Below are 18,596 nucleotides of genomic sequence, written 5' to 3' on the forward strand. Positions count from 1 at the left end.
GTTGCTCCGCCGCCGCTCGCGCCGCCTCCTGCGCCTGTTGCTCCGCCGCATGACGGGACGCCTTAACCGCATTCGCCTGCTCCAGAAGTGCCACATCCCGTTGAGCACGAGCCTGGAGCCCGGAGATGGCAACTGCACACTCGGACAAATAGCGGGAGCACTCGCTATTGAACGTTGAGGAGTGGTAGTCGGCCCAACGCTCTCCGACCAACTTCGCTGCCTGCCAATCGACGAGGTTTTTTAAGGCTGCCAGTTCCAGCTTCGCCAAAGGGGGGGTCAGGTTGGGGTTTTTTACGCCCGGCGGCCGCACCCCTGCCGCATACTTCGACGCTAACTGCGCGAGGGCTACATGGTCAGCTGATAATGCCGCCACCAGTGGCGAGTCGGGCGTCGACTGTGTGTGACCGATCAGCTCTGCCTGTAAAAACGCGGGCAAAATCTCGAAGTTGAAGCGGTGTTCCAGTCTGATGGTGGCGATACGTTGCTCAAGGGCGCTGATCCACAGAGTTTCATCGCCTTTATTGGCTTCATCAGCCTGGTACTGACGTTGTGCAATCGCCGGCAATCTGGAAACAAGCAAGCGATGCTGTTCCGACGTCAGGTTAAGTTCCTGAGCGGTACGATAGGAGGTCTCCCATTCCTGAAACCCGGCGTCGAGCGCTTCCCGCGAGGCTAACCCACCTTTATCGGAAAGTTTGAAAAAGAACTGGGGGCTCAGTTGGTAAAGCGGGTTACTACCGAAAAAGGCATGTGCTCTCGGCAGGCCCTCCAAGTAGCCATTCTGCCTTTCTACCACAAGTGCGGATAAAACCTCAAACTCGCGACGAATGCCTTCTTTAAGAGGAAGAGAGGCTATATTGCCAGCTGCAGTTGCCGTGGTAACTGCACTTTCTACTTTTGCCGGTATTTCTGCCCGGGCTGCTGAATGCTCCCCATCCAATGCATTCATGGCCCCACTTTGTTCACCGCCCATTAACTCAACAAGCGTAGCTTCTTGCGCCATCGATGGCTTGGTAGGCCCCCTGCTCCTTCCTCGGTCATGGGCGTCATACGGCCCCCATGCAACTGAAGATAGACCTGCACCACCAAGGCCCGGTCCTCCCCCGCCATTGATATCTATCGCGTAAAGTGAACGGTTTGGAGCAGGGGCTGTTATATATACCCCTTCCCTCAGGTGCATCGTCGTTCCCTTCTTCCACTCTTGCATATACCACTCCAGTACTGATGACTCTCTGGAGCAATACTCTTCTTGATTAAACCATTTGTATGCGCGACGACTCCGGTACGGAAGAGGGTCTAATCCGAGTAGGACGTAGGAACCACTAAACTATATCTGTTGAAGTTTCCTACAATGTCAGCTACTTCCCACGCCGATAGAAACTCAACCGCCATGACGTGAGCGCTTGCCGGGCAGAGAACAATGTGGAGGGACGACGAGCTGATCATGGACACCGAGGGACTTGGTTCCACAAAGGGGGATAGGACGCCGATACTTGTACTTGTGGCGTTGGGCGGCAGGTCGAGAACGACATGGAGCGTGGGGTCAGGCAGACCGCGCTACCTGACTCTCAACCTTCGCCTGCGCCTGCCTGAATGCCGAGGCGTTCGGCCTCAGGCCATGGCGGGTGCGCGTTCGCACAGTAGGTTCAGGGCTCCAGCCCATTGCCGGTTGTCGTTCAGGCATGGCACCAGGACCAGTTCCTGGCCCCCTGCTTCGACAAATTGCTCCCTGCCGCGATCGCCAATCTCTTCCAGCGTCTCGATGCAGTCCGCCACGAACGCCGGGCACATGACCAGCAGGCGCTTGACCCCCTGCTTGGCCAACTCGTCCAGGCGCGCCTCTGTGTAGGGTTCGATCCATTTGGCACGACCCAGCCGCGATTGGAACGACACCGACCACTTGCCCTCCGGCAGCCCCATTTTCTCGGCGAAGGCTGCAGCGGTGCGCATGCATTGCGCCCGGTAACAGGTGGCAAGTACCGCCGGCGAGGCGTTGCGGCAGCAGTCGGCGTCCTTGAAACAGTGGCTGCCGGTAGGATCGAGCTTGGTGAGGTGGCGCTCGGGCAGGCCATGAAAGCTGAGCAGCAGGTGGTCGAACGATTGCTCCAGGTAAGCGGACGTACTGGCCACCAGCGCATCGATGTACTCGGGCTGGTCATAGAACGGCGGCAACAGCTTGAATTGCACCGGCAGTTTTTTCGCCTGCACTACCTTCTTCGCTTCTTCGATCACCGTGGTCACGGTGCTGTCGGCGAATTGCGGGTACAGCGGCGCAAGCGTGATGTTGCGCACGCCTTGAGAAGACAAACGCGTGAGTACCGTGTCCAGCGAGGGCTCGCCGTAGCGCATGGCGATTTCCACCGAGCCGTGGGTCCATTGTTCGCGCATCACCGCTTGCAGGCGGCGGGTGAGCACCACCAGCGGCGAGCCTTCGTCCCACCAGATGCTGGCGTAGGCGTGGGCCGACTGTTCCGGGCGCTTGATGAGGATCAGCGACACCAGCAGCCGGCGCACCGGCCACGGCAGGTCGATGACGTAGGGGTCCATCAGGAACTGGTTGAGGTAGCTGCGTACATCGGCCACCGAGGTGGAAGCCGGGGAGCCCAGGTTGACCAGCAGCAAAGCGTGATCGGTCATGCAACATCCTAATTTCAGAGGCGCCGGGCGAGGTCGTCCAGCGCCGTTTGCAGGTCATTGAAACGGAAGCCGAAGCCTTCCGCCAGTAAACGCACCGGGCGTGCACGTTGGCCGCCCAGCAATAAATCGGACATTTCGCCCAAGGTGGCGCGCAACACCAGGCCAGGTAGCGGCATGAAGGCCGGGCGATGCAATGCCCGGCCCAGGCGCCGGGCAAACTCGCGATTACGCACCGGCTCTGGTGCACAGGCATTATAAGGACCGCTGGCGTCGGCCTTGTGCACAAGAAAATCAATCAGGGCGATTTGATCGTCGATGTGTACCCACGGCATGAACTGCCGGCCATTGCCGATGGGCCCGCCCAGGCCCAGTTTGAACGGCAGCTTGAGACGCTTGAGCATGCCGCCTTCGACAGCCAGCACCAGCCCCGTGCGCACCAGCACCACGCGAATGCCCAGGGCCTCGGCGCGCTGGGCGGTTTCTTCCCAGGCGATGCACAGGTCGCTGGCGAAATCCTTGCGCACCGGTTGTGACTGCTCGGTGAGTTCACGCTCACCCCCATCGCCGTAGTAACCCACGGCCGACCCGGAGACCAGCACGCCGGGGCGTTGCTGGCGCTGCTCCAGCCAGGCCAGCAGTTGCTCGGTCAGGCCGATGCGGCTCTTCCAGAGCAACTGGCGGCGCTTGTCGCTCCAGGGACGGTCGGCGATCGGTGCACCGGCCAGGTTGATGACGGCATCCAGAGGCTCGTCGCCCAGGTCTTCCAGCCGGCCGATGCCGCGCACCGCTCGCCCGCACAGGCGCGCGACGCTTGCCGGCTGTCGGCTCCATACCGTGAGCTGGTGCCCCTGCGCCAGCCAGTGCTGGCACAGCTTGCGGCCGATCAGGCCCGTACCGCCGGTCAGCAAAATGTGCATGACAGGTTCCTCGTGTGGCGTTGACAGCAAATCGCTAGTCTATTTTTATGAGAGAGGCACTTTTGCCAACGGACAGCTCTCAGATCAGATACAGAGCGAACGAAAAAGGACAGCAACAACTTATACCAATAATGATTATTGTACAGGTTTGTCCTTCAGCGTAGTCTGTGCAAAGAAGTAACGAGGCCACCATGACCGTACCTATTGCCATCATCGGTGCCGGCATCGCCGGACTCTCTGCCGCCCAGGCGCTCCTCAAGGCCGGGCACACCCCCCATGTCTTCGATAAAAGCCGCGGCCCGGGTGGCCGTGCGTCGAGCAAACGCAGCGACGCCGGCTCCCTGGACCTTGGCGCGCAGTACTTCACCGCCCGTGACCGGCGCTTCGTCGACCAGGTTCAGCGCTGGCAAGCCAGCGGCTGCGTCGAGGAGTGGAAGCCACAACTGTTCAACTCACACGGCGGGCAACTCAGCCCTTCCCCCGACGAGCAGACGCGCTGGGTGGGTACACCGCGCATGGGTTCCATCGCCAAGGCCATGCTCGGTGACATGAACGCGGTGTTCGGCTGTCGCATCACTGAAGTGTTCCGTGGCAAGCACCACTGGCATCTGCTGGATGCCGAGGGTTGCAGCCACGGACCTTTCAGCCACGTGATCATTGCCCTGCCCGCCCCGCAGGCGACGGCGTTGCTGGCCGCTGCACCGAAGCTGGCGGGTGTCGCTGCCAGCGTGCAGATGGAGCCCACCTGGGCCATCGCCCTGGCCTTCGACAAGCCGCTGGAGACCGCCATGCAAGGCTGCTTCGTTCAAGACAGCCCGCTGGACTGGCTGGCCTGCAACCGCAGCAAGCCGGGACGTGATGCGGCACTGGACACCTGGGTGCTGCACGCTACCAGCAGTTGGAGCAAGCAGCACATCGATTTGCCCAAGGAGGACGTGATCGAACAGTTGCATGGTGCCTTCGCCGAGTTGGCCAACTGCGCCATGCCCCCGCCGGTGTTCAGCATCGCGCACCGCTGGCTTTATGCGCGACCCGCCTCGTCCCACCAATGGGGCGCCCTTGCCGATGCCGACCTGGGCTTGTACGCCTGCGGCGACTGGTGCCTGTCGGGCCGCGTGGAGGGTGCCTGGCTGAGCGGCCTGGAAGCCTCGCGCCGACTGCTTGAACACCTGGAATGACCACCGCGCCCCACCGCCTCAACCCGCGCAAACTGCTGCTGTCCAAATGGACGGCAGCCCACCCTGTAAACCGCGAGAAGCACTTTCTGGTCACGGCTTTGTTTCGTGATGAAGAAGGCACCGTCATCGATATCGAATTGCAGGCGGTGCTCACCCAGCGCACTGAACGCCTGGCCTGGCAGCGCCTGCAAGATGCCGAGACCTGGTTGCTAGGCTGGCGTTGACCGACGGCAACAATTGTACAAATAGTTTGACTTGTACAACTTAACTCCTACCATGGAGTAAAGCTGTACAAATATTTCTACACGTACAAGGGCCCGCCCAATGTCCAACCTGCCCAAACCCCGCATCGGTATCAGCGCCTGCCTGCTGGGTGCTGAAGTGCGCTACAACGGCGGCCACAAGGAGTCACGGCTGTGCACCCACAGCCTGGCAGAACACTTCGAGTTCGTGCCGGTGTGCCCGGAAGTCGCCATCGGCCTGGGCATCCCGCGCCAACCCATACGCCTGGTGGGCGAAGCCACTCAGCCGCAAGCATTGGGCACCGTGGACCCGACCCTGAATGTCACCGCCCCACTGGCTGCCTATGGCCAGCAGATGGCTGAAGAACTCAAGGACCTGAGCGGTTACATCTTCATGCACAAGTCGCCTTCCTGTGGCCTGGAGCGCGTGAAGGTATACCGTGATAACGGCGCCCCCCAGCATGAGGGCGGCCGCGGCATCTACGCCCAGGCATTCTGCGCAGCCCACCCCGACCTGCCCGTGGAAGAAGACGGCCGCCTGTGTGATGCAGTGCTGCGGGAAAACTTCATGGTGCGGGTGTACGCCTACGCCGACTGGCAGGCGCTGCTGGCCGAAGGCCTGAGCCGCGGTGGGCTGATGCGCTTCCACTCACGCTATAAATACCAACTGATGGCCAACAACCCGCTGCAGTACAAGGTGATCGGCCACCTGTTGGGCACCATGGGCCGTGGCGATGCCACTGAAATAGGCCCGCGCTACTTCAGCCAGCTGATGGCCGCGCTGAAGCGCTGCGCCACCCGCGGCACCCACAGCAACGTGCTGCAACACCTGAGCGGCTACCTGAAACAGTCCTTGAGCAGTGCCGACAAGCAGGAGATGCAGCACCTGATCGAACAGTACCGCGAGGGCATCGTGCCCCTGGTGGTACCGCTGACATTGCTCAAACACCACTTTCGCCTGCACCCCGACCCGTATGTGAGCCAACAGGTATACCTGCAACCACACCCGGAAAACCTCAGCCTTCGAAATGCGATCTGACACCATGCACATCCCTTCTGCCCACGACGACGCCATCGAAGCCATGAACGATGGCTGGCTGCCCATTCGCGAAGTGGCGCGCCAGACGGGCGTCAACCCCGTGACCCTGCGCGCCTGGGAGCGCCGGTATGGGCTGATCGTGCCGCACCGCACCGCCAAGGGCCACCGCCTGTATGGTGCCGCGCATGTGCAGCGTATCCAGCACATCCTGACCTGGCTGGGCCGTGGCGTGGCGGTGAGCCAGGTCAAGGCCTTGCTCGACGATGCGCAGGCACCACTGGCCGCAAACCCCGGCGGCGGTGACTGGCAGCCGCTGCGTGCCAGCCTGATGCAGGCCATCGGCGAACTGGCGGAAAGGCGGGTGGACGATACGTTCAACCAGGCCCTGGCGCTGTACCCACCCACCACCCTGTGTGAACACCTGTTGCTGCCGTTGCTGGCCGACCTTGAACAACGGTGGCAAGGCCAGTTCGGCGCGCAGATGGAGCGGGTGTTTTTCCTGTCCTGGCTGCGCAGCAAACTGGGCGCGCGCATCTACCACAACAACCGCCAACTCAACGGCGCGCCGCTGTTGCTGGTCAACCAGAGCGACCTGGTACTGGAACCCTACCTGTGGCTGTGTGCCTGGCTGGCCAGCAGCGCCGACTGCCCCGTGGAAGTCTTCGACTGGCCCCTGCCAGCGGGCGAGCTGGCCCTGGCCGCCGAGCGCCTCAAGGCCCGCGCCGTGCTGCTGTATTCGCGCAAGCCGCTGAACCTGCCGCACTTGCCACGCCTGTTGGCGGGCATCACTGAGCCCACATTGATTGTCGGACCAACGGTATGCATCCACCGCGCCGACTGGGCCGTACATCAACATGAGACCGAGCACCTGCACTTGCTCGACACCCCCCTGGCAGCGCATCAACGCCTGCAGCAACTGGGGGTTCTGTGACATGAACCACACGGGAAGCCCCATGCAACTGATCTGGCTGCGCAGCGACCTGCGCTTGCATGACAACACCGCCCTGGCCGCTGCCTGCGCCAAGGGGCCGACCCTTGCCGTGTGGCTGGTGAGCCCCACGCAATGGCAGCGCCACGATGACGCCGCGTGCAAGGTCGATTTCTGGCTGCGCAACCTGGCCGAGCTCAGCCAAGCGTTGGCCAGCAAGCACATTCCCCTGCTGATCCGCGAGGCCGACACCTGGGACCAGGCGGCCGACGTCTTGCTGAAGTTATGCCAGGAGCACAGCATCGAGGCCGTGCACTGCAACCAGGAATACGGCGTCAACGAAACCCGGCGCGACCAGGCGGTGGCTTCAGCCCTGGACAAGGCTGGCATCGGTTTGCACAGTTATCTGGACCAACTGCTGTTCCAGCCCGGCAGCATCCTGACCAAGAGCGGCAACTACTTCCAGGTGTTCAGCCAATTCCGCAAGGTGTGCCATGAGCGCCTGCACCAGGGCGTTCCCGGCATTGTCCGCGCCCCCCAGGCCCAGGCGCCGGTGCACGTTGGCGCCGACAAGGTACCGGGGCACATCAATGGTTTTCCTACGCCCAGCGCGGCGCTGCAAGCGTTGTGGCCGGCCGGCGAGGATGAGGCGCGGCGCCGGCTGACGCACTTCGTCGACCAGCCCATCGAGGACTACCACGTCGAGCGCGACCTGCCCGCGCGGCCGGGTACCAGCCAACTATCCGCCTACCTCGCGGCCGGGGTCATTTCCCCGCGCCAATGCCTGCACGCCGCGCTGAGCCACAACCACGGCGAATTCGACAGCGGTAATGTCGGCGTCACCACCTGGGTCAACGAACTGCTGTGGCGCGAGTTCTACAAGCACATTCTGGTGGGCTACCCCCAGGTGTCCATGCACCGCGCGTTTCGCAGCGAGACCGAGGCCCTGGCGTGGCGCCATGCCCCGCGGGAGCTGGAAGCCTGGCAACGGGGCCGCACAGGCATTCCGATCATCGATGCGGCCATGCGCCAACTGCTCGAAACCGGCTGGATGCACAACCGGCTGCGGATGGTAGTGGCGATGTTTCTGACCAAGAACCTGCTGATCGACTGGCGTGAAGGCGAGCGGTTCTTCATGCGGCATTTGATCGATGGCGACCTGGCAGCGAACAATGGCGGCTGGCAGTGGAGCTCGTCCACCGGCACCGATTCAGTGCCGTACTTCCGCATCTTCAACCCCCACAGCCAGTCCGAACGCTTCGATACCCACGGCGTGTTTCTCAAGCAATGGCTCCCGGAGCTCAATGACCTGGGCAGCAAGGACATCCATAACCCGGCCAAGGCAGGCGGGTTGTTCGGCCCCGCAGGTTACCCGCAGCCCATCGTCGACCTGGGCGAAAGCCGCGCACGGGCACTGAGCGCCTTCAAGAACCTGCCTCATCGGCAGGTCAGCGGTGGCCATCATGGCTGAGACCCCGCGGCGCATCTGGCTGACAGGCGCCAGCAGTGGCCTGGGCGAAGCCCTGGCCGAGGCGCTGCTGCACAGCGGTGCCCACCTGGCCGTGAGCGCGCGCAGCGAAGGGCCGCTGGCACAACTGGCCCTGCGTTTTCCCGGCCAGGTACTGGTGGTGGCCGGCGACCTGACCGAACAGCAACAGGTCCAGGCCATGGGCGCCGCTATCGAGCAACACTGGGGTGCCCTGGACACGGTGATACTCAACGCAGGCACCTGCGAGTACGTGGACACCCGGCACTTCGACGCCGAACTGTTTGAGCGGGTGATCCGCACAAACCTGTTCGCCACCAGTTACTGTATCGAAACCGCCCTGCCCCTGCTGCGCAGAGGCGAGCGCCCGCACCTGGTCGGGGTATCCAGCAGCGTTACCTACCTGCCATTGCCGCGGTCGGAGGCCTACGGCGCGTCAAAGGCCGGCCTGCGGTACCTGTTCGAATCACTGCGCCTGGACCTGGTTCACGAACACATCGACGTCACGGTAGTGAGCCCTGGCTTCATCGACACGCCACTGACGCGCAAGAACGACTTTCCCATGCCCATGCGGGTCAGTGCCCGTCAGGCGGCGGCCTATATCGCCGCCCGGCTGGAGCAGCGCCCATTGGAAATCGCCTTTCCCACCCTGTTCATCGGCGTGCTGCGCCTGTTGGCCTGGCTGCCCGCCTGGCTACGCGTATGGATCGGCAAGCGCATGGTCCGCCAGGCCACCACGGAAGGAGACGCCTGATGAAAATCGCCATCGTCGGCAGCGGCATCGCCGGTTTGACCTGCGCGTACCTGCTGAACCGCCAGCACGAGGTTCAGGTATTCGAAGCCGGCGCCTGGATAGGCGGCCATACCCACACCCTGGACATCGAGCACAAGGGCGAGCGCCACGCTATCGACACGGGCTTCATCGTGTTCAATGAGTGGACCTACCCGAATTTCATCGCCCTGCTCAACCAATTGGGCGTGGCGTTCAAACCCACCGAAATGAGCTTCTCGGTATGCGACCCGGCCAGTGGACTGGAGTACAACGGCAACAACCTCAACAGCCTGTTCGCCCAGCGCCGAAACCTGTTGTCCGCGGGGTTCTGGGGCATGCTCAAGGACATATTGCGCTTCAACCGCGAAGCCGTCAGCGACCTGGCCAGCCACCGCATCACCGCCCAGACCACGCTCGGCCAGTACTTGCGGGTAAAAGGCTACGGCCAACGCTTCGTGGACCACTACATCGTGCCCATGGGCGCTGCCATCTGGTCGATGTCGCTGCAGGACATGCTCGGTTTTCCGCTGCAGTTCTTCGTGCGCTTCTTCAAGAATCATGGCCTGCTCTCGGTCACCCATCGCCCCCAATGGTACGTGGTAGAAGGTGGGTCCAGCCGTTACATCGCACCGCTGACCGCAGGCTTCGCCGAGCGCATCCACCTGCAATGCCCGGTCAGCCGGGTTGACCGTGACGCCGATGGCGTGACCTTGCACAGCCCCCGCGGGGCGGAGCGTTTCGACAAGGTAGTGTTTGCCTGCCATAGCGACCAGGCCCTGAAGTTGCTGGCCGAACCCAGCGCCGCCGAAACCGGAATTCTCGGCGCCCTGCCCTATGCCGACAACGACGTGGTGCTGCACACCGACATTGGCCGGCTGCCACAACGCCCACTGGCCTGGGCCAGCTGGAACTACCGATTGGCTGAGGGCCAGGCGGCCGCGGTCACCTACGACATGAATATCCTGCAGGGCCTGCGCAGTGACACCACTTTCTGCGTCAGCCTCAACCAGACCGCGCACATCGACCCGGCCAGTATCCTGGCGCGCTACACCTATGCGCACCCGCAGTACAGCCTGGCAGGCATCGCCGCCCAGGCACGCTGGGAGGAATTGCTGGGGGCGCAGCACAGCTACTATTGCGGCGCCTACTGGGCCAATGGCTTTCACGAAGACGGCGTCACCAGCGCCCTGCGCGTGGCCCACGCTTTCGGGGAAGCCCTGTGAACAGCGCCCTGTACAGCGGCTGGGTCAGCCACCGACGCTTTCTGCCCCGTGGCCACCAGTTCCGCTACCGCATAGGGCTGCTGTACCTGGACCTGGCGGAACAACAGCAGGTGCTGGGCCTGTCGCCGCTGGCTGGCAAAGGCCGCTGGGCGCCCTTCGCCTTCCGGGAAACGGACTATCTGCGCGAGCACACCCGCCAGGGAATACCCCTGACCGACGCGGTGCGCCAGTGCGTGGCCAGCGCCCTGGGCTTTGAACCCCAGGGCGCCATCCGCCTGCTGACCCAGGCGCGCAGCTTTGGCCTGGCGTTCAACCCGGTGAGTTTTTTCTACTGTTTCGATGCCAGCGAGCGCCTGGTGGCCATTCTCTGCGAGGTCACCAACACGCCATGGCGCGAGCGCTACCACTATGTGCTGCCCGCCCAGGGCGACGGCTTTGAGCATTTCGCCGTGGCCAAGGGCTTTCACGTTTCGCCCTTCCTGCCCCGCGACCTGGAATACCGCATGAGCTTCAGCCCGCCCGCCGAACGCCTGGGCGTGCACATGGCCGACTGGCAGGGTGAAACCAAAGTGTTCGACGCCACCCTGAACCTGCAACGCCAGGCCATGAGCCGCGCCAGCCTGCACCGGCAACTGGCGAATTTTCCCTGGATGACCGCCAAGACCTGCCTCGCCATCTACTGGCAGGCGTTGCGCCTGGCCCTGAAACGAATACCCCTTTTCGACCATCGCGCGGCGGACGGTTCATTTCGCGCAGCCACAGCTCAAGCAAAGGAACGACGCCATGAATAGTCTCCCGGCCAAGGCCCTCCCGTTCAGCACCCACGGGCTGACCAGCTCGCTACTGCGCCGCGGGGTGCTGAACCAATTGAACTCACTGCGCCATGGGCAGTTGCTGGTGGTTGAAGGCGATGACCGCCTGGTGTTTGGCAACAGCATGTCCCCGCTGGTGGGCGAGATCCATGTGCATGACTCGGCGGCCTGGGGCCTGGTGGCCAGCGGCGGCTCGATCGGCGCGGGCGAAGCGTTTATTCACGGTTACTGGACCAGCCCGGACCTCACGGCGGTGATCCGCGTGTTCGTCAGCAACCTTGATGTGCTCGATGGCATGGAGCGCGGTCTGGCGCGCCTTAACCGGCCGCTGGTGCGCGCCCTGCATTGGTTGAACCGCAATACGCGCAAAGGCTCGCAGAAAAACATCGCCGCCCACTACGACCTGGGCAACGAGCTGTTCGAGCAGTTCCTCGACCCTACCATGATGTACTCGGCCGCTCAGTTCGCCGGCCCCGAGGACAGCCTGGAGCAGGCGCAACTGAACAAGCTGGAGCGTATCTGCCAGAAACTCGCCCTGGTGCCCGGCGACCACCTGCTGGAAATCGGCACAGGCTGGGGCAGCATGGCGCTGTATGCGGCCAGCCACTACGGTTGCCGAGTAACCACCACAACGCTGTCGCGCGAGCAGTACGAGTACACCCGCCAGCGCATCGAGGCCCAGGGCCTGCAAGACCGTGTAACGCTGTTGCTGTCCGACTACCGGGACCTCACCGGCAGCTATGACAAGCTGGTGTCCATTGAAATGATCGAGGCGGTGGGCCACCGCTTTTTGCCCACCTACTTCCAGAAGTGCGCGGACCTGCTCAAGCCCGACGGTGTGATGCTGCTGCAAGCCATCACCATTCGGGAGCAGCGCTACGAGCAGGCGCGCCGCAGCGTCGACTTCATCCAGCGGTATATCTTCCCCGGCGGCGCCTTGCCCTCGGTACAGGCGATGCTGCAGATCGTGGGGCGCGACACCGACATGAACCTGCTGCACATGGAGGATTTCGGACTGCACTACGCCCGCACCTTGCGGCTATGGCACGACAACTTCCGCCGCGCCCACAACCGTCTGCGAGAGCTGGGCTACGACGATTACTTCCTGCGCCTGTGGGAGTTTTACCTGTGCTACTGCGAGGGCGGTTTCCTGGAGCGCACCATCGGCACCGCCCAACTGTTGCTGGCCAAGCCCGCGGCGCAGCCCCAACCCTTGCTCGGGCGCTTTGATGCTTGAAAAGGCCACCAACGCGGTGCTGTTCCAGATAGGCTGGTTTGCCTGTGTACTGGGGGGCAACACGGCTTGGCTGCTGGTGCCGCTGGTCATCCTGGCGGTGCACTGGGCGTGGCAGGGTGACGGGCGCCTGATGGCAGAAGCCTTTGCGTTAGGCCTGTTGCTGGACAGCGCACTGATGTGGCTGAACCTGTTCGACTTCAACCCCAACGGCTGGCTGGTCCCCCTGTGGCTGGCATTGCTGTGGCCGTTGCTGGCAACCACCTTGCGCCATTGCCTGGCCTGGACGGCACGGCCGTGGTGGCTGGCGGCCGGGCTTGGGGCCGTGGCGGGGCCAATGTCGTATTACGCCGGCGGACGGTTGGCGGGAGTGGGGTTTCCCCTTGGCACGGGGGTCACAGTGGGGGTATTGGCGCTGATCTGGGCCGTGGTGTTCGTGTGCTTGCATTGGCGAGCAATGGCCCTGGCGAGCCATACTGAGCAACCCCTGTAGCGGCGGACCTGGCCGCGTCGAGGGCACTTATGGTGTGCCTGATACCGCGCAGCGCCTGGCACGCGGCCAGGTCCGCTGCTGCTGGCCATCGGTTTACCCCGTGGGGTCAGGCCCACAGGGTATACCTGGGGGGCTCAGAAGTTCAGCGGCATCCGGTAGTTCAGCGAGTAGGCCTCGATACCGTCGTTCGGCTCCCTGATTCCACCGTTGGAGTAGTGGATCGCACGAATCGACACTTCCTGATTGCCGGCAAAACGCAGGCCGAAGCCAACACGGTCTTCGAAGTTGAAGGAAGTACCGAGTTTGTTGTCACCCACTTCCAGCTTGGAGAAGAACGCCACGCCGATGCCGGCCTCGACGAATGGCTTCACCGTACCGCCATCGAATTCATAGCGAAATACAGGCGCGAACGACAATGTGTTGTTCGACGGCCCGTGGCTGGACGAGCCCCAGTAGGTATAACCACCATCCCAGTAGCCGGTCAGCCGACCCGTGCTGGACTGCAGCCAGCTTTTGTCCCAGTCCGACTGCAAGCCCAGCCGGTACGCCATCCCCCCATCACCCGTGGTCCCCACCGACACCGACCCATCCAGTGCATGCGCGGCCATGCTCTGCCCAAACGTAAAGGCTGCAAGCGCAGCCAAGCCGACCAGTTTCTTCATCAGGGAACATCCTATGTCTGTAATACCGTTTTTGGTTTTATACGTCTGGAAAAGACACGCTATAGAAATCCGGACATCGATGATGGTTCATTGCCACCTACGGTTTTTTTACGATTATTTATCGTACAAAGCTACTGACAATGTCAGAATTTTTCCAAAGCATAGGTAGGATTTCACGAAAGTGTTGCGGATCGGCACTTGTCCAGAACTGCGCTGGCCGCGCCGGCCCGCTGGCCAGCAGGTCGCGTTGGGCCAGCAGTCGCTGAAGTTGCCGGGCCACCGCGGCGCCCGTATCGATCAGGATAACGTTGGCCGGGATCATGCCCCTGAGCAGGGGTTTGAGGAAGGGATAGTGGGTGCAACCCAGAATCAGGGTATCGCAGCCGGCGGCCAGTAACGGGTCCACGTACCGGCGCAGCAGCGCACGCAATGCTTCGCTGTGCAGTTGCCCGGTCTCGATCAGCTCGACCAGGCCTGGGCAGGGCTGGGTCACTACTTTCACGTCATTGGCGAAGCGGTCCAGCAAGGCGGCGAACTTGGCGCTCTGCAGGGTGCCGGTGGTGGCCAGCACGCCCACCACGCCGCTGCGGGTAGCGGCCGCCGCTGGCTTTACCGCCGGCTCCATGCCCACGATTGGCCAGTCAGGGTAACGCTCGCGCAAGTCGGCCACGGCGGCCACGGTCGCGGTGTTGCAGGCCAGCACCAGAGCCTTGGCGCCTTGCTCGCGAAAGAACTCGGCGACTGCCACACACCGATCACGAATGAATGCCGGGGATTTCTCGCCGTAGGGAATGTGCCCGCAGTCGGCCACATACAGCAGGGACTCTTGAGGCAGCAGGGCATGAATCTCGCCCAGCACCGACAGCCCACCGACGCCGGAGTCAAAGACGCCGACCGGTGCCTCAGCCATGGGCCGGCCCACACACGCTGCAGCCTGGGTCACGCTTCACGCGCAGTTCGCGAAAGCGCGTGCCCAAGGCATCCACCAGCAGCAGGCGGCCCACCAGCGGTTCGCCAAAACCGGCCAGCAGTTTCAGCGCTTCCAAGGCTTGCAGGCTACCGACCAGCCCTACCAGCGGGCCGACCACGCCGGCCTCGCTGCAGGTCAGCTCGGCTTCGCTGCCATGGCCATACAGGCAGTGGTAGCAAGGGCTTTCCGGGCGTCGCGGGTCGAACACCGACAACTGGCCTTCCAGGCGAATGGCCGCGCCACTGACCAGCGGCTTGCCGGCCGCCACGCAAGCGGCATTGACCGCCTCGCGGGTGCCGAAGTTGTCGGAACAGTCGAGCACCAGGTCTACCGCAGCTACCGCGGCTGCCAGGGAATCTTCATCCAGCGCCTGGCGGTGCGCCACCAGCTTGACCTGGGGGTTGATCGCCGCCAGCCGCTGCAACGCCGAGTCGACCTTGCTCATGCCAACGCTGGCGGTGTCGTGCAACACCTGGCGCTGGAGGTTGGTGAGGTCCACGGTGTCGAAATCGGCCAGGTGCAGTTCGCCCACCCCGGCTGCCGCCAGGTACAACGCCACCGGCGAACCCAGGCCGCCGAGGCCGACGATCAACGCGCGGCCGGCCTTGAGTTTCAGTTGGCCGTCGATATCGACCTGCGACAAGAGCACCTGCCGGCTATAGCGCAGCAGCTCCTCGTCGCTCAGCATACCAAGCGCCCCAGGGTGATGCGCTCGTGGCCGCCCAGGTCTTCGCGGCTTTCGATCTGTTCGAAGTCATGCTTGGCCAACAACTCGCGCACCGCGGCGGCCTGGTCGTAACCATGCTCCAGCAGCAACCAGCCGCCAGCCGCCAGGTGCGCGGGCGCCTGAGCGATAATGGTACGCAGGTCGTCAAGGCCGTCGGCACCGGCCACCAGGGCACTGGTGGGCTCGAAGCGCACGTCACCGGCCACCAGGTGCGGGTCGGCGGCGCGGATGTAGGGCGGGTTGCTGATGATCATCTGGAAGCGCTCGCCCGCCAGGGCACCGTACCAATGGCTTTCCAGCACCCGCACATTGCCCAAGCGCAGGCGCTCGCGGTTGCGTTCGGCCAGGGCCACCGCTTCGGCCACCCGGTCAACGGCCGTTACCTGCCAGCCACCACGCTCGCTGGCCAATGCCAGAGCGATGGCGCCGGTGCCGGTGCCCAGGTCCAGCACCTTGGCGGGCGTGGCCGGCAACAGCACCAGCGCGGTTTCCACCAGCAGCTCGGTTTCCGGGCGCGGGATAAGGGTATGCGGTGCCACTTCCAGGTCGAGTTTCCAGAAACCCTGCTGTCCCAGGATATAGGCCACCGGCTCGCCCTGGCGGCGCCGTTGCAGGTAGTCGTCGAAGGTCGCGGCCGCCTCGGTGGTGACAATGCGCTCCGGCCAGGTGTGCAGGTAGCTGCGGTTCTTGCCCAGGGCCGCGGCCAACAGCAATTCGATGTCCAGACGCGCCGTCGGCGACTCCGGCAGTTCGGCGCTTCTGAGCAGGCTGGCAATGATCGTCATTTACTCACCCAATGCCGCAAGTTGGTCTGCCTGGTACTCGGCAAGAAGCGGTTCGATCACCGCGTCCACGCCACCGGCGAGAATGTCGTCCAGGGAATACAGGGTCAGGTTGACGCGGTGGTCCGTCACTCGGCCCTGAGGAAAGTTATAGGTGCGGATGCGCTCGGAACGGTCGCCCGAGCCTACCAGCAACTTGCGCTCACTGGCGATGGCATTCGCCGCGGCGCTGGTCTGCATGTCGTTGAGCTTGGCCGACAGCCAGGACATGGCCCGTGCGCGGTTCTTGTGCTGCGAACGTTCTTCCTGGCATTCCACCACCGTGCCGGTGGGCAAGTGGGTGATACGGATGGCCGAGTCAGTGGTGTTGACGTGCTGGCCGCCCGCCCCAGACGAGCGGAAGGTATCAATGCGCAGGTCGGCGGGGTTGATCTCGATCGCCACGCGCTCGTCGGGCTCAGGCAGCACGGCCACGGTGCACGCGGAGGTGTGGATACGGCCCTGAGATTCGGTTTCCGGCACGCGCTGCACACGGTGGGCGCCGGATTCGAACTTCAGCTTACCATAGACGTTTTCACCCTCGACCCGGGCGATCACCTCTTTATAGCCACCGTGTTCACCTTCGTTTTCCGACAGGATCTCGACCCGCCAGCCACGGCGTTCGGCATAGCGCGAGTACATGCGGAACAGGTCGCCGGAGAAAATCGCCGCTTCATCGCCGCCGGTGCCGGCGCGAATTTCCAGGAACACGTTGCGCCCATCGTTAGGGTCCTTGGGCAGCAGCATGCGCTGCAGGTTGCCCTCCAGCACCACCAACTGCTCCTTGGCCTCGCGCACTTCCTCGACAGCCATTTCACGCATGTCCGGGTCGCTGTCCTTGAGCAGCGCCTGGGCACCTTCCAGGTCGGCTTGCACCTTCAACCACTCTTTATAACCAGCCACGACCGGCTCGAGTTCGGCGTATTCACGGGAAAAGGCGCGGAAACGGGCCTGATCGGAAATGATCTCGGCATCGCCCAACAGGGCGGTCAGTTCCTCGAATCGGTCCTGGATGGTATCCAGTTTATTGAGCAGTGACGCTTTCATTGCGGGGGTTTATCCGTGGAGCCCTCATTGAGGGCAAAGAGTTCCTGGGCCATGGCCAGCGCATCGACGCGGCCTTCGGCGGACAGCTTCTTGAGCTGCACGCTGGGGGCGTGCAGCAATTTGTTGGTCAGGCCGCGAGCCAATTGCACCAGCACGTCTTCGGCGCTGCTGCCGTTGGCCAGCATACGCTGGGCTTTCTGCAATTCCTCGTCGCGCAGGCGTTCGCTCTGCTGCCGGTACGCCTTGAGCACGTCCACCGCCGCCAGCTCACGCAAGCGGGCCATGAAGTCGTCGACGCCACCGCTGACCAGTTGTTCCGCGGCCTGAGCGGCACCCTGGCGGCTCTTGAGGTTCTCGGCCACCACGTCGTGCAAGTCATCGACGCTGTACAGGTAGACATCATCCAGCTCGCCCACTTCCGGCTCGATATCGCGGGGAACGGCGATGTCGACCATGAAGATCGGCTTGTGCTTGCGCAGCTTCAGCGCACTTTCCACCGCGCCTTTACCCAGGATAGGCAACTGGCTGGCGGTGGAACTGATGACGATGTCGCTGTTGACGAGTTCCTGGGGAATGTCGGCCAGCAGTACGGCATGGGCACCGAACTGCTCGGCCAGGATACTGGCCCGTTCCAGTGTGCGGTTGGCCACCACGATACGCTTCACGCCCTGCTCATGCAGGTGGCGGGCGACCAGGGTGATGGTCTCGCCGGCGCCGATCAGCAGGGCCTGGCTGCGCTGCAGGTCGCTGAAGATCTGCTTGGCCAGGCTCACGGCGGCGAACGCCACCGACACCGGGTTCTCACCGATGGCCGTGTCGGTACGCACCTGCTTGGCGGCGCTGAAGGTGGCCTGGAACAGGCGCCCCAGCAACGGGCCGATGGTACCGGCCTCGCGGGCCACCGCGTAGGCCGACTTCATCTGGCCCAGGATCTGCGGCTCGCCCAGCACCAGCGAGTCGAGGCCCGAGGCCACGCGCATCATGTGGCGCACGGCGGCGTCGTCCTCGTGCACGTAGGCACTGGCACGCAATTCGTCGTAACTGAGCTGGTGATAGTCGGCCAGCCAACGCAGCACGGTCTCCGCGGCGAGGTGGTCCTGTTCTATGTACAGCTCGCTACGGTTGCAGGTAGAGAGGATCGCAGCTTCGCGACTGTCGGTCAGGCGGCAGAGCTGCTGCAAGGCTTCAACCAGCTGTTCTGGGGTGAAAGCCACGCGTTCGCGCACGTCCACCGAGGCAGTCTTATGGTTGATACCGAGGGCAAGGAAGGCCATTCAAGGTCGCTGATGATGTAGATAAGCCGACAATTGTCCTACTTAGTCCGCCCCAGAACAACTACCGCAGTCTATTGTCCTAATAGTCTACCCCCGCAGATGCCATCGCTTATGGGTTTGCCCACAGGCTTGTG

General features: G+C 63.3%; 19 protein-coding genes. 10 read left to right on the forward strand and 9 right to left on the reverse strand.

What is annotated here, in order from left to right; genetic code table 11:
- The 3 genes from QBK88_RS27245 to QBK88_RS27255 form a co-directional block, all read right to left on the reverse strand.
- Positions 1 to 1,003, reverse strand: a 1,003-nt coding sequence (locus QBK88_RS27245; protein WP_277964488.1) for a hypothetical protein, incomplete at its 3' end; no start/stop codon positions are given.
- 608 nt (positions 1,004 to 1,611) lie between these two features.
- Positions 1,612 to 2,637, reverse strand: a complete 1,026-nt coding sequence (gene hemH / locus QBK88_RS27250) for a ferrochelatase (RefSeq protein ID WP_277964489.1) — start codon at positions 2,635 to 2,637, stop codon at positions 1,612 to 1,614.
- 14 nt (positions 2,638 to 2,651) lie between these two features.
- Positions 2,652 to 3,554, reverse strand: a complete 903-nt coding sequence (locus QBK88_RS27255; RefSeq protein ID WP_268145510.1) for a TIGR01777 family oxidoreductase — start codon at positions 3,552 to 3,554, stop codon at positions 2,652 to 2,654.
- A gap of 191 nt (positions 3,555 to 3,745) precedes the next feature.
- Here QBK88_RS27255 and QBK88_RS27260 point away from each other — a divergent pair, with 191 nt between their 5' ends.
- The 10 genes from QBK88_RS27260 to QBK88_RS27305 all read left to right on the forward strand — a co-directional run bounded on the left by QBK88_RS27260 (position 3,746) and on the right by QBK88_RS27305 (position 12,961).
- Positions 3,746 to 4,732 (forward strand): FAD-dependent oxidoreductase, encoded by a 987-nt coding sequence (locus QBK88_RS27260; RefSeq protein ID WP_277964490.1) that lies wholly within the window; start codon positions 3,746 to 3,748, stop codon positions 4,730 to 4,732.
- Positions 4,729 to 4,956 carry a TIGR02450 family Trp-rich protein gene (locus QBK88_RS27265; RefSeq protein WP_176569902.1) on the forward strand — a complete coding sequence of 76 codons (228 nt, stop codon included), beginning with the start codon at positions 4,729 to 4,731 and terminating at the stop codon, positions 4,954 to 4,956. Before QBK88_RS27260 ends, QBK88_RS27265 begins: the two co-directional genes overlap by 4 nt.
- A 100-nt stretch (positions 4,957 to 5,056) precedes the next feature.
- Entirely contained in the window at positions 5,057 to 6,013 is a 957-nt protein-coding gene (locus tag QBK88_RS27270; protein ID WP_268145517.1) for a YbgA family protein, read from the forward strand.
- Positions 6,014 to 6,017: 4 nt separating this feature from the next.
- Positions 6,018 to 6,944: a MerR family transcriptional regulator gene (locus QBK88_RS27275; protein WP_277964491.1), complete on the forward strand. Its 927-nt coding sequence runs from the start codon at positions 6,018 to 6,020 to the stop codon at positions 6,942 to 6,944.
- A 22-nt stretch (positions 6,945 to 6,966) separates the two neighbouring features.
- Positions 6,967 to 8,412, forward strand: a complete 1,446-nt coding sequence (gene phrB / locus QBK88_RS27280; protein ID WP_277964492.1) for a deoxyribodipyrimidine photo-lyase — start codon at positions 6,967 to 6,969, stop codon at positions 8,410 to 8,412.
- Positions 8,402 to 9,181 carry an SDR family NAD(P)-dependent oxidoreductase gene (locus QBK88_RS27285; RefSeq protein WP_445765011.1) on the forward strand — a complete coding sequence of 260 codons (780 nt, stop codon included), beginning with the start codon at positions 8,402 to 8,404 and terminating at the stop codon, positions 9,179 to 9,181. The genes phrB and QBK88_RS27285 overlap by 11 nt, the downstream gene beginning before the upstream one ends.
- The gene (locus QBK88_RS27290; RefSeq protein WP_277964494.1) at positions 9,181 to 10,422 is read left to right on the forward strand and encodes an FAD-dependent oxidoreductase; all 1,242 of its coding nucleotides are present in this window, start codon (positions 9,181 to 9,183) and stop codon (positions 10,420 to 10,422) included. Before QBK88_RS27285 ends, QBK88_RS27290 begins: the two co-directional genes overlap by 1 nt.
- Positions 10,419 to 11,213 carry a DUF1365 domain-containing protein gene (locus QBK88_RS27295; RefSeq protein WP_277964495.1) on the forward strand — a complete coding sequence of 265 codons (795 nt, stop codon included), beginning with the start codon at positions 10,419 to 10,421 and terminating at the stop codon, positions 11,211 to 11,213. Before QBK88_RS27290 ends, QBK88_RS27295 begins: the two co-directional genes overlap by 4 nt.
- Positions 11,206 to 12,471, forward strand: coding sequence for an SAM-dependent methyltransferase (locus QBK88_RS27300; RefSeq protein ID WP_277964496.1), 1,266 nt, complete (start codon positions 11,206 to 11,208; stop codon positions 12,469 to 12,471). The genes QBK88_RS27295 and QBK88_RS27300 overlap by 8 nt, the downstream gene beginning before the upstream one ends.
- Positions 12,464 to 12,961, forward strand: coding sequence for a DUF2878 domain-containing protein (locus QBK88_RS27305; RefSeq protein WP_277964497.1), 498 nt, complete (start codon positions 12,464 to 12,466; stop codon positions 12,959 to 12,961). Before QBK88_RS27300 ends, QBK88_RS27305 begins: the two co-directional genes overlap by 8 nt.
- A 134-nt stretch (positions 12,962 to 13,095) precedes the next feature.
- Here the strand turns inward: QBK88_RS27305 and QBK88_RS27310 are convergent, their stop codons facing one another.
- The 6 genes from QBK88_RS27310 to hemA all read right to left on the reverse strand — a co-directional run bounded on the left by QBK88_RS27310 (position 13,096) and on the right by hemA (position 18,462).
- Positions 13,096 to 13,623: an acyloxyacyl hydrolase gene (locus QBK88_RS27310; RefSeq protein WP_277964498.1), complete on the reverse strand. Its 528-nt coding sequence runs from the start codon at positions 13,621 to 13,623 to the stop codon at positions 13,096 to 13,098.
- Between the two features lie 118 nt (positions 13,624 to 13,741).
- Complete coding sequence (gene murI / locus QBK88_RS27315; protein ID WP_277964499.1) at positions 13,742 to 14,533, reverse strand: glutamate racemase; 792 nt, start codon at positions 14,531 to 14,533, stop codon at positions 13,742 to 13,744.
- Positions 14,526 to 15,281, reverse strand: a complete 756-nt coding sequence (locus QBK88_RS27320) for a molybdopterin-synthase adenylyltransferase MoeB (protein WP_277964500.1) — start codon at positions 15,279 to 15,281, stop codon at positions 14,526 to 14,528. Before QBK88_RS27320 ends, murI begins: the two co-directional genes overlap by 8 nt.
- Positions 15,275 to 16,105, reverse strand: a complete 831-nt coding sequence (prmC, locus tag QBK88_RS27325; protein WP_277964501.1) for a peptide chain release factor N(5)-glutamine methyltransferase — start codon at positions 16,103 to 16,105, stop codon at positions 15,275 to 15,277. Before prmC ends, QBK88_RS27320 begins: the two co-directional genes overlap by 7 nt.
- Positions 16,106 to 17,188, reverse strand: coding sequence for a peptide chain release factor 1 (gene prfA / locus QBK88_RS27330; RefSeq protein ID WP_268145537.1), 1,083 nt, complete (start codon positions 17,186 to 17,188; stop codon positions 16,106 to 16,108).
- A complete protein-coding gene (gene hemA, locus QBK88_RS27335) occupies positions 17,185 to 18,462 on the reverse strand; it encodes a glutamyl-tRNA reductase (RefSeq protein ID WP_268145538.1) in 1,278 nt (425 codons plus the stop codon). The genes prfA and hemA overlap by 4 nt, the downstream gene beginning before the upstream one ends.
- Between the last annotated feature and the right edge of the window lie 134 nt (positions 18,463 to 18,596).

The sequence above is a fragment of the Pseudomonas sp. RIT-To-2 genome, assembly GCF_029623465.1.
GTDB classification, from domain to species: Bacteria; Pseudomonadota; Gammaproteobacteria; order Pseudomonadales; family Pseudomonadaceae; genus Aquipseudomonas; species Aquipseudomonas silvicola.

Excerpts from the sequence above, each read along its gene's own strand:
- hemH (WP_277964489.1), bottom strand. The coding sequence starts at position 2,637 with ATGACCGATCACGCTTTGCTGCTGGTCAACCTGGGCTCCCCGGCTTCC.
- QBK88_RS27255 (WP_268145510.1), bottom strand. The coding sequence starts at position 3,554 with ATGCACATTTTGCTGACCGGCGGTACGGGCCTGATCGGCCGCAAGCTG.
- QBK88_RS27260 (WP_277964490.1), top strand. The coding sequence starts at position 3,746 with ATGACCGTACCTATTGCCATCATCGGTGCCGGCATCGCCGGACTCTCT.
- QBK88_RS27265 (WP_176569902.1), top strand. The coding sequence starts at position 4,729 with ATGACCACCGCGCCCCACCGCCTCAACCCGCGCAAACTGCTGCTGTCC.
- QBK88_RS27270 (WP_268145517.1), top strand. The coding sequence starts at position 5,057 with ATGTCCAACCTGCCCAAACCCCGCATCGGTATCAGCGCCTGCCTGCTG.
- QBK88_RS27275 (WP_277964491.1), top strand. The coding sequence starts at position 6,018 with ATGCACATCCCTTCTGCCCACGACGACGCCATCGAAGCCATGAACGAT.
- phrB (WP_277964492.1), top strand. The coding sequence starts at position 6,967 with ATGCAACTGATCTGGCTGCGCAGCGACCTGCGCTTGCATGACAACACC.
- QBK88_RS27290 (WP_277964494.1), top strand. The coding sequence starts at position 9,181 with ATGAAAATCGCCATCGTCGGCAGCGGCATCGCCGGTTTGACCTGCGCG.
- QBK88_RS27300 (WP_277964496.1), top strand. The coding sequence starts at position 11,206 with ATGAATAGTCTCCCGGCCAAGGCCCTCCCGTTCAGCACCCACGGGCTG.
- QBK88_RS27305 (WP_277964497.1), top strand. The coding sequence starts at position 12,464 with ATGCTTGAAAAGGCCACCAACGCGGTGCTGTTCCAGATAGGCTGGTTT.
- QBK88_RS27310 (WP_277964498.1), bottom strand. The coding sequence starts at position 13,623 with ATGAAGAAACTGGTCGGCTTGGCTGCGCTTGCAGCCTTTACGTTTGGG.
- murI (WP_277964499.1), bottom strand. The coding sequence starts at position 14,533 with ATGGCTGAGGCACCGGTCGGCGTCTTTGACTCCGGCGTCGGTGGGCTG.
- QBK88_RS27320 (WP_277964500.1), bottom strand. The coding sequence starts at position 15,281 with ATGCTGAGCGACGAGGAGCTGCTGCGCTATAGCCGGCAGGTGCTCTTG.
- prmC (WP_277964501.1), bottom strand. The coding sequence starts at position 16,105 with ATGACGATCATTGCCAGCCTGCTCAGAAGCGCCGAACTGCCGGAGTCG.
- prfA (WP_268145537.1), bottom strand. The coding sequence starts at position 17,188 with ATGAAAGCGTCACTGCTCAATAAACTGGATACCATCCAGGACCGATTC.
- hemA (WP_268145538.1), bottom strand. The coding sequence starts at position 18,462 with ATGGCCTTCCTTGCCCTCGGTATCAACCATAAGACTGCCTCGGTGGAC.